The 11,929-nt window shown below is 67.1% G+C and carries 12 protein-coding genes; 7 read left to right on the top strand and 5 right to left on the bottom strand.

All coding sequences use genetic code 11. From position 1 onward, the window contains the following. Positions 1-74: 74 nt before the first annotated feature. The 5 genes from CFB82_RS26315 to CFB82_RS26295 all read left to right on the top strand — a co-directional run bounded on the left by CFB82_RS26315 (position 75) and on the right by CFB82_RS26295 (position 5,255). Complete coding sequence (locus CFB82_RS26315) at positions 75-1,103, top strand: substrate-binding domain-containing protein (protein ID WP_089485897.1); 1,029 nt, start codon at positions 75-77, stop codon at positions 1,101-1,103. A gap of 417 nt (positions 1,104-1,520) precedes the next feature. Continuing rightward, positions 1,521-2,207 carry a type 1 glutamine amidotransferase domain-containing protein gene (locus tag CFB82_RS26310; protein ID WP_069251468.1) on the top strand — a complete coding sequence of 229 codons (687 nt, stop codon included), beginning with the start codon at positions 1,521-1,523 and terminating at the stop codon, positions 2,205-2,207. Positions 2,208-2,350: 143 nt separating this feature from the next. Beyond that, complete coding sequence (locus CFB82_RS26305) at positions 2,351-3,460, top strand: NADH:flavin oxidoreductase/NADH oxidase (RefSeq protein ID WP_069251469.1); 1,110 nt, start codon at positions 2,351-2,353, stop codon at positions 3,458-3,460. Between the two features lie 128 nt (positions 3,461-3,588). Continuing rightward, the gene (locus CFB82_RS26300; RefSeq protein ID WP_089485896.1) at positions 3,589-4,659 is read left to right on the top strand and encodes an AI-2E family transporter; all 1,071 of its coding nucleotides are present in this window, start codon (positions 3,589-3,591) and stop codon (positions 4,657-4,659) included. A 221-nt stretch (positions 4,660-4,880) separates the two neighbouring features. Then, on the top strand, positions 4,881-5,255 hold the full coding sequence (locus tag CFB82_RS26295; RefSeq protein WP_089485964.1) for a hypothetical protein: 375 nt from the start codon (positions 4,881-4,883) through the stop codon (positions 5,253-5,255). A gap of 24 nt (positions 5,256-5,279) precedes the next feature. Here CFB82_RS26295 and CFB82_RS26290 read toward each other — a convergent pair whose 3' ends face one another. After that, complete coding sequence (locus CFB82_RS26290; protein ID WP_089485895.1) at positions 5,280-6,074, bottom strand: SDR family NAD(P)-dependent oxidoreductase; 795 nt, start codon at positions 6,072-6,074, stop codon at positions 5,280-5,282. Positions 6,075-6,249: 175 nt separating this feature from the next. On the opposite strand from CFB82_RS26290, the gene CFB82_RS26285 reads away from it, so the two are divergent. Beyond that, a complete protein-coding gene (locus CFB82_RS26285; protein ID WP_089485894.1) occupies positions 6,250-7,095 on the top strand; it encodes an AraC family transcriptional regulator in 846 nt (281 codons plus the stop codon). A gap of 10 nt (positions 7,096-7,105) precedes the next feature. Here the strand turns inward: CFB82_RS26285 and CFB82_RS26280 are convergent, their stop codons facing one another. The 4 genes from CFB82_RS26280 to nthA form a co-directional block, all read right to left on the bottom strand. Continuing rightward, positions 7,106-7,693, bottom strand: a complete 588-nt coding sequence (locus tag CFB82_RS26280) for a LysE family translocator (protein WP_089485893.1) — start codon at positions 7,691-7,693, stop codon at positions 7,106-7,108. Positions 7,694-7,880: 187 nt separating this feature from the next. After that, entirely contained in the window at positions 7,881-9,143 is a 1,263-nt protein-coding gene (locus tag CFB82_RS26275; RefSeq protein WP_089485892.1) for a GTP-binding protein, read from the bottom strand. Beyond that, positions 9,140-9,793 (bottom strand): nitrile hydratase subunit beta, encoded by a 654-nt coding sequence (gene nthB / locus CFB82_RS26270; protein WP_089485891.1) that lies wholly within the window; start codon positions 9,791-9,793, stop codon positions 9,140-9,142. Before nthB ends, CFB82_RS26275 begins: the two co-directional genes overlap by 4 nt. Positions 9,794-9,837: 44 nt before the next feature. Next, positions 9,838-10,437: a nitrile hydratase subunit alpha gene (gene nthA / locus CFB82_RS26265; protein ID WP_089485890.1), complete on the bottom strand. Its 600-nt coding sequence runs from the start codon at positions 10,435-10,437 to the stop codon at positions 9,838-9,840. A 511-nt stretch (positions 10,438-10,948) separates the two neighbouring features. Between nthA and CFB82_RS26260 the strand changes: the two genes are divergently transcribed. After that, complete coding sequence (locus CFB82_RS26260; protein ID WP_089485889.1) at positions 10,949-11,845, top strand: transporter; 897 nt, start codon at positions 10,949-10,951, stop codon at positions 11,843-11,845. Positions 11,846-11,929 lie beyond the last annotated feature (84 nt).

Below are 11,929 nucleotides of genomic sequence, written 5' to 3'. Positions count from 1 at the left end.
GGTAATCGTTACCAATTGGAAATAATTACCCGGTCGGCACGTCCCGGACGTCGGGCGGCCGGGCGGATCGGCGAATGCGAGGAGTGGCGGTGAAGGTGAATCTGAAGGCGCTATCGGACGCGCTCGGGCTGTCGCGGACGACGGTCAGCCGCGCGCTGAACGGTTACGACGACGTCAGCGAGGCGACGCGCGAACGCGTGGCGCGGGCTGCCCGGGAAATGGGCTATGTGGCGGATCCGACCGCGCGCCGGCTCGCGACCGGGCGGGCGGACGTGGTCGGCATCGTCTATCCGTTCGGCGCGGGCGATCTCGGCGATCCGCGTTTCGGCGAGGTCGTCGCGGGCATCACCGAGCGGCTCGCGGAACGCAATCTCGATTTCATCATCGCGTCGGCGCGGCCGAACGCGGAACTGGACACCTATCGGCGCATCGTCGACGGCAAACTCGTCGACGGGCTGATCGTCGCGCGCACGCGGGTCGACGATCCGCGCATCGCGTACCTGCAGGCGAGCGCGTTTCCGTACGTGGCGTACGGCCGGACGCAGGTGGCCGAGCCGTATGCGTGGTTCGATTTCGACAACGAGGCCGGCGCGCGGGACGCGGTGCGTCGGCTGACGGCGTTCGGGCACCGGCGCATTGCGATGATCAGCGCGCCGCTGGCACTGAATTTCGCCGCGCAGCGCCGTGCCGGCTATCTGTCGGCACTGCGCGAAGCCGGCATCGAGCCGGATCCGGCCCTGCTGGTCGAGTGCCCGTTTACGCACGACGGCGGGTTGCAGGCGGCGCGGGCGCTGCTCGCGCGCCCCGAGCGGCCGACGGCGCTGCTGGTCGACAACAATATCGCGGGTGGTGGCGCGTTTCGGGCGCTCGTGGACAGCGGGCTGCGCCTGGGCGAGGACATGTCGCTGATCGTCTACGACGGCGTGCCGCCGGACCTCGCGCATCCGTACCGCGTGACGGCGGTCGTGCAGCCGACCGGCCACGCGTCGGGGCGCGCACTGGCGGAACTGATGCTGCGGCTGCTGGGCGACGGGGTTCGCGAGCAGCGGCTCGAAGCACCGGCGATCGAGGCGGGCGACACGGACGGTCCGTTGCGCGGCTAGCCGCCGCGGCGCCGGTGAGGGGCGCGAGCGACGGCAGACGCCGGCGGATCGCGCGCCACCGAAAAGGCCATGACGACGGCAGGGGCGATTCCCCGTTTACTAGACGACCGGTCTAATCCGACGCTATCATCCGTTCCCATGAATGCGACGACGTCCGCGGCGCAGGCAACGAAGACGCGAAAATGCCATTTGAATGCCATTTCGCGCTGCGATGCTGGTGGTGCAGCGAGACGCCGTCGTTTTATTTCGAATTGTCCTAGACGACTGGTCTAATAGACGCAAGTCGCATTCGGATATACGGGTCGCACGTTGACGCGTCACAGCTGACTAACCCACAGGCGTGCCGCGCCGACCGGCCGGATTTTCCGGTCGAGCGGCCCCGTTCCTGTCATCCATTTTTCGAAGGAGTGTCCGATCATGAAGATTCTGGTTGTCCTGACCTCGCACGACACGCTCGGCGACACCGGCAAGAAAACCGGCTTCTGGCTCGAGGAACTGGCCGCGCCGTACTACACGTTCAAGGATGCGGGCGTCGAACTGACGCTCGCGTCGCCGAAGGGCGGCCAGCCGCCGCTCGACCCGAAAAGCAGCGATCCGACGGCCCAGACCGACGCGACGCGCCGCTTCGACGCCGATGCGGCGGCCAAGGCCGAACTGGCTTCGACGCGCAAGCTGACCGACGTGTCCGTGGACGACTACGACGCCGTGTTCTACCCGGGCGGCCATGGCCCGCTGTGGGATCTCGCCGAAGATCTGCATTCGATCGGCCTGATCGAGCGCGCGCTGGCGGCCGGCAAGCCGGTCGCCACCGTGTGCCACGCGCCGGGCGTGCTGCGTCACGTGAAGAACCCGCAGACCGGCGAATCCGTCGTGCGCGGCAAGCGCGTGACGGGCTTCACCAACAGCGAGGAAGCGGCCGTCGAACTGACGGAAGTCGTGCCGTTCCTCGTCGAGGACATGCTGAAGACCAACGGCGCGGAGTTCGAGCGCAGCGCTGACTGGGCGCCGCATGTCGTCACCGACGGGCTGCTGATCACGGGGCAGAACCCCGCGTCGTCGGAGCCTGCCGCCGAGGCGCTGCTCGCGCAGCTCGGCCGCCGTTGAGCCACGGGCGCCGGCCGGGCCGGCGCCATCCCCGTATCCGTCGCCGGCCGCAGGCCGGCCCGTCGACGGCCCGAATCATTCCGTCGTGCACATTGCACGACGCGTTTCCAGTCGTTTTGCAGAACCAAGCAAAGGAGCCGTGGATGTCTGCCCTGTTCGAACCGTTCAAACTCAAGGATGTCACGCTGCGCAACCGCATCGCGGTGCCGCCGATGTGCCAGTACGTCGCCGAGGACGGCGTCGTCAACGACTGGCATCACGTGCATCTGGCCGGCATCGCGCGTGGCGGTGCGGGCCTCGTGATCGCCGAGGCGACGGCCGTGTCGCCGGAAGGTCGCATCACGCCGGGCTGCGCGGGGCTGTGGAACGATGCGCAGGCCGAAGCGTTCGCGCCGTCGGTCGCGGCGATCAAGGCGGCCGGCGCGGTGCCGGGCATCCAGATCGCGCACGCGGGCCGCAAGGCGAGCGCGAACCGCCCGTGGGAAGGCGACGACCACATCGCCGACGGCGATCCGCGCGGCTGGCAAACCATCGCGCCGTCGGCCGTGCCGTTCGGCGCGCATCTGCCGAAGACGCCGCGCGCGATGACGCGCGACGACATCGCACGCGTGCAGGCCGACTTCGTTGCGTCGGCGAAGCGCGCGCGCGACCTGGGCTTCGAATGGCTCGAACTGCACTTCGCGCACGGCTATCTCGGCCAGAGCTTCTTCTCCGTGCATGCGAACCAGCGTGACGACGAATACGGCGGCTCGGCCGAGAACCGCGGCCGCTTCCTCGTCGAGACGCTGGCGGCCGTGCGCAAGGTGTGGCCGGAGCATCTGCCGCTGACCGCGCGCTTCGGCGTGATCGAGTACGACGGCCGCGACGAGGAGACGCTCGCCGAATCGATCGCGCTCACGCAGCGGCTGAAGCGGGAAGGGCTCGACATGCTGAGCGTGTCGATCGGTTTCTCGACGCCCGACGCGCAGATCCCGTGGGGCCCGGCGTTCCTCGCGCCGATCGCCGAACGCGTGCGCCGCGAGGCCGGGCTGCCGGTGTCGTCCGCGTGGGGGATCGACACGCCGCAACTGGCGAACCGCGTGATAGCGGAGGAGCAGCTCGATCTCGTGATGGTCGGCCGCGCACATCTGGCCGACCCGCACTGGCCGTACTACGCGGCCAAGCAACTCGGCGTCGAGCGTCCGTCGTGGACGCTGCCCGCACCATACGCGCACTGGCTCGAGCGTTACCGGACCGCCGACAAGGTGGCCTGAGCGGGCGGGGCGCCGGGGCGGCGCGCGCGTCACATGCGCCGCCGATCCGGCGCCGATGGATAGAATGGCGGTTCGCGCAGGCCGGTTGCCTGCGCGAACCGCCATTTTTTCATTTCGACAGAGGTGCCATGGGCGCACATGTCCCGTCGTCTCCCGAGCCCGCCGCTCGGCCGCGCACGCAGCAGGTCTCTCGCGCCGTGCTGGTTGCGGCGCTGCTGGTGATCGCGCTGTGGGTGATCCGCGATTTCATTCCCGCCATCGCGTGGGCCTGCGTGATCGCCATCGCCATGTGGCCGATGCTGAAGCGCTTCGAATCGCATCGGCTGTTCCGCAACCGCCCGACGCTCATCGCGCTCGTCATCACGGCGGCGATCTCGTTGCTGGTCGTGCTGCCGGTGGCCGTCGCGGCGACCCAGGCGATCGGCCAGGCGCACGACCTGCGCGAGTGGCTGCGCACGATCCAGGACAACGGCATCCCGGTGCCGGAGGTGGTCGCGCGGCTGCCTTACGGCGCGGCGCAGATCACCGAATGGTGGCAGGCCAACCTCGCCCATCCGCTGCATGCGGCCACCGCGATGCACGGCGTCAACAGCGAGAAATTCCTCGCGTTCGGCCGGCAGTTCGGCACGAAGCTCGCGCACGCGCTGCTCGAATTCGGCTTCATGCTCGTCACGCTGTTCGTGATCCTGCGCGCCGGCCACAAGCTGTCGGGGGCATTGCTGCAGGGCGCGCGGCGCGCGTTCGGGCGTAGCGGCGCGGAGCTGATCGAGCGGATGGTCGCGGCCGTGTTCGGCACGGTGACGGGGCTCGTCGTCGTCGGGCTCGGCGAGGGCGCGCTGCTCGGTATCGCGTATGCATTGGCCGGCGTCCCGCATGCGGCACTGCTCGGCCTCGTCACGGCGATCGCCGCGATGCTGCCGTTCTGCGCGCCCGTCGTGTTCTGCGGCGCGGCGCTCTGGCTGTTCGTGCAGGGCGCGACCATGTGGGCCATCGTGGTGGCCGTGCTCGGGTTCGTCGTCGTGTTCGTCGCCGAGCACTTCGTGCGGCCGGTGCTGATCGGCAGTTCCGCGCGGCTGCCGTTCCTGCTCGTGCTGTTCGGCATCCTCGGCGGCGCCGAGACGTTCGGCCTGATCGGGCTGTTCGTCGGCCCCGCGCTGATGACGGTGCTGACGATGCTGTGGGCCGAATGGGTCGCGTGACAATGCGTGACGATGCGTGCCGAGGCGGCAGAAAGCGATGGTACGGATGCGTGTTCAAGCGCGCATCGGCCGCCGCGACGGGCGCCGATCAGGCTGGTGCCGAAGCATGCAATGCAAGGATTCGGATAAAGATCTCTACATTTCTTTTCGATCCGGACCCAAAGGTCGAGTAGCATGGGGCTTTCGATTACGCCGGCATGGCGCGGCCGATTTTCCCAAGCATGCGATTGATTACGATGTCCCGTCCCGCAGCGACGCTGTCCCTGGCCGCCAGCTGCCTGATGTTGCACGGTTGCGCGTGGTTCGACTCGTGGCTGCCATTCTCGTATTCGCGCACGCCGCTCGCGAGGGCCGCGTCGCGGCACGGCGCGACACGCGCCGATGTCGTCCGGGCCGCCGGCAATCCGCGCAGTGTCTGGATGGTCCGCAACGGCAACGGTGTCTGCTACAACTACTTCATCGAGCACGGCAACGATCACCGCGAGTATTTCGTCGTGTTCGACAGGGCCGGCGTCGTCACGCAATACGGCTTCGATTCCTGCATGAACGCCGACCGCAAGGGCACGCTCCAGCTGGGCAAGGCCGCCTCGCGCTAGCGCGGCGGCCTTGCCCGTTCGCCGTTACGCGATCGTGTCGACCACGCCGCCGTCCACCCGCAACGCGGCGCCCGTCGTTGCCGAGGCGAGCGGCGAGCACACGTAGACGACCATGTTCGCGACTTCCTCCGGCGTCGCCGGCCGCTGGATGATCGAGCTCGAGCGGTGGTTGCGCACGAAATCCACGGCGACGTCCTCGACGCTGCGGCCGGTTTCGTCGGCCGTTTCCTTCAGCAGTGCCCGCACGCCGTCCGACATCGTCGGCCCCGGCAGTACCGAGTTGACGGTCACGCGGGTGCCGGCCGCGAGCTTCGCGAGGCCGCGTGCGATCGACAGCTGCGCCGTTTTCGTGAAACCGTAATGAATCATGTCGACCGGGATGTTCAGGCCCGATTCCGACGAAATGAACACGATGCGCCCGGCATCGCGTTCGATCATCCCCTTCAGGTAATGCCGCGCGAGGCGCACGCCGGACATCACGTTGGTCTGGAAATAGTGCTCCCATTCGGCGTCGTCGATGTCGAAGAACGCCTTCAGGCCGTAGATGCCCGCGTTGTTGACGAGGATGTCGGCCGCAGGTGTGTGCTGCGTGATGCGCGCAACGCCGGCGGCATCGGACAGGTCGGCCGCGACGCCGTCGAAGTCTGCATCGGGGATGGTGGCGCGCAGGTGCTTGAGCGCGGACTGCACCGACGCATCGCTGCGGCCGTTGACGACGACGCGCGCGCCGGCGCGCGCGAGCCCTTCGGCGATCGCGAGCCCGATGCCGGCGGTGGAGGCGGTGACGACTGCGGTCTTGCCATTCAGATCGATTTGCATGTGTGTGACGGGAGAGGAAGGAACGGAATCGCTGCGCGTGCCGCGGCGGACGGAATTCAAAGCTTAGGCGAAACGGCGCGATCCGGTATTGAAGCCGCAATCCGCCGATCCGGTTGCGCGGCGCCGCACAGTCTTGTACGGTGAGCGTTCGCCGTCCGAACCGGGAGCCCGCCGCGTGAGCCGTACCGCCAACCGATCCGTCGTCCCGTCGCCGTTCTGGCGTGACGCCGCGCTGCCGTTCATCGAGGCGCGCACCGTCGACGACGGCCGCGCGATCTGTTACGCGAAACACACGCACGACACGTTTTCGGTGGGCGCGATCGTCGGCGGCACGAGCACCTACGTGAACGGCGCGACGAACGAGCACGTCGGGCGCGGCGTGCTCGTGGTCATCGATCCGGAACAGGTGCATGCGTGCAATCCGTATGGCCCCGACGCATGGGCGTACCGGATGGTCTATGTCGACGTGCCGTGGCTCGCGCGGCTTCAGCATTCGCTGGGTCGCGATCCGAACAACGATTTTCACGGTTTTTCGCAGAAGTTGACGGAGCGGCGCGATCTGTTCGCGCAATTTGACGGCTTCTATCGCACGCTCGTCGCGCCAGGCATCGATCCGCTCGGCAAGGAGAGCGCGGCGGTCGAGTTTTTCACGGCGCTGCACGGCGCGCTCGATCGCGAATTGCCCGGCCCGCGCGCCGGGGACGACAACGCCCGGCTCGCGCGCGCGGCCGACTACATCGCCGCACATTGCCGTGAGGGCGTCACGCTCGATGCGATCTGCGCGGCGGCCGATCTGTCGCCGTCATATCTGATCCGCGCGTTCAACGCCCGCTACGGGATGACGCCGCATGCCTTCCTGATCGATCGCCGCGTGCAGTACGGCCGCACGGAGCTGCGCCGCGGCCGGCCGATCGCCGACGTCGCGCTGGACGCGGGCTTCGCCGACCAGGCGCACTTCCAGCGCGCGTTCCGGCGGATCGCGGCGGCGACGCCCGGCCAGTACCGCAGCGCGACGAGCTGAACAGCAAACTCTAGGCGTCGAGCAGGAAGAGTGCGCTGCCCGCGAGCAGCAGCGCCATCAGCCGGTTGAACACGCGCATGTGCCGCGCGTTCGCCAGCCGATGCCGCAGTGACGCGCCCACATACGACCAGCACGCGATCGACGCGAAACAGATCACCAGATACAGCGCGGCGAACTGCCAGACCTGCGTGCGGTCGCCATCGGCCGCATACGCGCCCATCGCGGCCACGCACGCGAGCCACGCCTTCGGATTCAGCCACTGCATCGCCGCGCCGGCCGCCGCTGACGGGCCGGCCACGTCCGGATCCGCCGACAGCCGGCCGTCGTCGAGCGCGAGCCGCAGCGCCATGTAAAGCAGGAACGCGATCCCCGACCACTGCGTGGCGGTCGTCAGTACCGGCCAGCGCGCGAGCGCCGCGTGCAGCCCGAGGCCGATCAGCAGGAACAGCGCGACGAAGCCGAGCGTCGCGCCGGCCGCATAGCGCAGGCTCGCGCCGAGGCCGTGGCGTGCGCCGGCACTGAGCGCGACGATATTGACGGGGCCGGGGGTGATCGACGAGGCGAGCGCGAATGCGGCCATCGAAACCAGCATGCTCATTGGATGTCTCCATGCGAAAGGTCGAAAGTCGCATCGAGACTACGGGAGCCGCACGGGCCCGTATTGAAGAAAACTGCCCTTGGCGGCGCTGTCGGGATTCACGTCACGCTGAACCGGGCGCAACGCCCACCGGCCGATCGAAAGTCGTCGGTCGCAGGCGTTGCAAACGACGCCGTCGAATCCCACTTCACGGATGGGCGGTAGTCGCGAGCGCGTCGAACGTGTCAGCTTCCGGAAACTGGCGCCAAGACTCCGGGCCTGAGTCGATTTCTGCGACCGTCAGCAGACACGCATCAAGTTCGCGACGCAACTGGACGTAATCGATCGACTGCCCGATGAACACGATTTCCTGCCGGCAATCGCCAGCCGGTTCCTCCCATTTCTTCAGCACGGCCTCGCGACGATAGTCGTCGTGCGGCCAGTCCGACGGTGGGGTAAACCGCCACCATCGGCCAACGTAGCCCCACTGGAACGCGTCGCCGGCCTGCACGAGCATGGCGGTTTCCGCATATCGGTGCGCAGCCCAGACATATCCCTTGCAGCGAAGCAGTCGGCCGTTGGTCCAGGGGCGACTCAGCCACGCGAGCAGGCGCGCCGGATGAAACGGCGCACGTTCGCGATAGACCCACGACACGACCCCGTACGCGTCCGATTCCGACGGGCGTTCGTCGGCCTGCATGCGTTGCATCCATCCCGGCGATTCGACGAGCGCCGGTAGATCGAAGCGCCGCGTATCCAGGACGTCCGACGGATCGACTTTGCCGTGCTGCATCGGCAGGATGCGCGCCGATGGATTCAGTGACGCCAGAATTGCGCGCAGCCGCTCGAAACCCGCGTGGCCGATCCGGTCGAGTCGGCTCACGAGGATCACGTTCGCATATTCGACTTGTTCGATCAGCAGATCCGACAGCTTGCGCGGTGGATCGGCATCGCCGCCGTTCGCGAGCGGAGCGTCGCGCGTGACCGGTTCGGCCGAAGCGATCATGTCCTCGAACGTCTCGCCGTTGACCACCGTGACGAGCGTGTCCAGCCGCGCGAGTTCGCTGAGGCTGAAACCGTCCCGGTCGAGAAACGCGAACGTCTCCGCGACCGGCATCGGCTCCGAGATACCCGTCGACTCGATCAGCAGATAATCGAAGCGACGCTGCCGCGCAAGCGCGCTGATCCGCTCGAGCAGATCGGCGCGCAGCGTGCAGCAGATGCAACCGTTGGTCATTTCGACCAGTTCGTCCTCGCCTCGATGCAGCTCGACATTGCGCCGCACGTCGTCGGCGTCGACGTTCACTTCGCTCATGTCGTTGACGATCACGGCGACCTTCAGGCCGGCGCGGTTGCGCAGGATGTGGTTCAGCAACGTCGTTTTCCCGGCGCCGAGGAAGCCGGACAGCACGGTGACCGGAATCCTCGGCGCCGTGGCCGCAGGCACGTGTCGATTTGCCGGCGTCGTCATGCGCTCTGCCCGGACGCGCGATCCAGGTAGCCTTCGAACAGGTCGACCACGACATAGCCGTCGTCGGCGGCGTCGCCCCACAGATCCTTCACGCGGAACTCGACGTGATAGGTCGGCTGATGCACGGCGCCGGTGTCGCCGTGGCCGATCGCATCCGGGAATGGCCACGATTCGGTCGTCCGGTGCAACACGACGCCTGCCTTGCCGCGAACGTAGCCCGGCGCGCGGATGTGTCCGCTGACGTATTCGTCGCGAACGACGACGCGATCGCCGACCTCGAACCGCGTCGACGCGGGTGGGGCCGCGCGGCCGCCGGATCGCGGCGGGTTCGCGAGCCGGAAATGCGAACCGAGCGCGCGGTCGAGTTCATCCTGCGCGAGCACGCCGGTTTCGACGAGCAATGTTGCGGTCGCGATTACGTAGCGCTCGTAGTAGCGCGTGCCGACGTGCTGGCGCACGTCGATGCGTTCGACTGCGTGACGTACCTCGTCGACGCTGAATTTTTTCAGTGGGTCCACCCCGACGAACATCAGGCTGTACGCGAGATGCTCCCAGTCTTCCTTGAAGACCGGCTTGTAGCCGAGACTGTTGATCGTATGCGGCACCGGGCCGAAACCCTGGAATCCGCCGAGGTCGTGAAAGCCGTCCATATGTGATCTCCGAGATGAAGGTCGAGAGCGAAACGGGGTGCGCGTCAATGCGCGCGCGGCAGCGCAACGCCGATCAGCACGTCCTTCGTGACGAGCGTGCGCAGTTGTTCCTCGGTCATGTGCTCGCTGCCGGCCGGCCGCACGGGCAGCACGAGATAGCGGCTCTCTGCGGTCGTGTCCCACACCTTCACGACGACGTCATCGGGCAGGTCGGTGCCGAGCTCCCGCAGTACCGTGCGCCCTTCGCGGACGAGCCGTGCACGATATTCGAAGCCCTTGTACCACTCGGGCGGCAGCCCGAGTACCGGCCAGTTCGTGCATGAGCACAGGCTGCAGACGATCACGTTCTTCAGCGTGGGGGTGTCTTCGAGCGCGACGATGTATTCGCCCTGCGGACCGGTGTAGCCGAACTGCGCGCATGCGGCCGTGCCGTCCGTCAGCAGAAGTTCGCGAAACACCGGGTCGACCCACGCGCGCGCGATGATGCGCGCGCCGTTGGCCGGATCCCAGGTCGTGGACATCAGCTCGGTCAGATTTTCGATATAGCCGTCGGGAATCAGGTTCTTCTCTTTCATCACGCGAAACAGCGCCCAGGCGCGTTCGCCGGGCGTCGAGGCTGTTTCCTCGGAAGGAATCGGGTTCATCGTGGGGCTCCTTGTCGTGGTTCGGGTCGACCGCCGCCACGGCGTTGCGACTGCCGTGGCGGCGTGTGGGCGCATCGTGTCGTCACGCTCGACGAGCAGGGTAAGAAGAGAAAAAGCGCGGTTCTTTGCCGGCACGGATCGGAAACTATGCCGAGACGGCCCCATTGCGCGGCAGGCGCCGATGCGCAGCGGATGCACGGCGATTCGCGGCATCGACAGCGCGTCCGGCATGAAACGGCGGCTGCCCGCGCACGTTTCGCGACCGCTGCACGGCGCTGGCCGAGGAGGCCCGCCACAGCCAATTTCTTGTTCCGCCGGAAAACAGAAATGCGGATTTTGCCTTTCTATTCTCACCCTCAAGCGACGGCCGTCCGGCGTCGCGAATCGTCGGCACTCTCCCGAGTACCGGCGGAATAACAGTCAGCCAGTAACCCGCGATTCCACCGTCCGGCAACGGTTCCCGTTCGTCGTACGTCGAGCATGGCGGTGTCTGCGCATCCAGGTGAGGAGCATGATGGACAACGTCAACAGAATGAAACTGAAGCGAATCGCGCGCTGGATCGGCCTGTCGCTGATGGTCGTCGCATCGCATTACGCGGGCGCGGTCGAGGTCGATCCCGGCGACTACGAGCAGTATCCGGTCGGCGCGACGATCGGCGTGCTGTACTACAACTATTCGGCGACGAACGCGTACTACGCGAATGGCCACCGGACGTCGGATTTCGACCTGCAGTCCAATGTCGGCATCGCCCGCCTGCTGCATGTGTTCCAGCTCACCGACAGGCTCACGATCGATCCGCAGGTGTTGCTGCCGTTCGGTCACATCAGCAGCTTCGGCAACGCCGGCGCGCTTGGCAGTACGAACGGCGTCGGCGACGTGATCCTGACCGCTCCGTTGAAATTCCGCCTGAACGAAGCGAAGGACGTCGTCGCCGCGACGGTCTACGTTTACGCGCCGACCGGGAGTTACGACCAGAACCGCGGTCTCAATCTCGGCGCCAACCGCTGGTCGCTGGATTTCCAGGCGGCCTACGTCAAGCACTTTTCTCCGCAGTGGGCGCTCGATCTCGTCGGCGACGCGATCTGGTACGGCAACAACACGTCGTACGGCGCGAACGGTGCGACGCTGCATCAGCGGATGAGCTACAGCGCACAGGCGATGGTGCGTTACATGCCCGATCCGGGCACGTCGCTCGGGATCGGCATCACCCAGCTCTGGGGCGGTGAAACGAGCGTCGACGGCGCGGACAACAACGACGCGCTGCGCACCACGCGCCTGCGGATCACCGCAGCGAAGTTCGTGACGAAGGCCGACCAGGTGCAGATCCAGCTCGGCACCGACCTGAGCGTGCGCAACGGTCCGAAGAACAGTGTGCTCGCGGGCCTGCGTTACGCGCACATCTTCTGACGACCCGCATGCGCCGGGATATGGCCGGTGCATGTCGCTTCGTGTCCCCCAACGTCGATACCTCGACACCCGATTCCCTTTCCA

The sequence above is a fragment of the Burkholderia sp. HI2714 genome, assembly GCF_002223085.1.
Classification (GTDB): Bacteria; Pseudomonadota; Gammaproteobacteria; order Burkholderiales; family Burkholderiaceae; genus Burkholderia; species Burkholderia lata_D.
The sequence above is the reverse complement of the archived record's forward strand: the minus strand, read 5'-3'. Positions and strand labels throughout refer to the sequence as shown.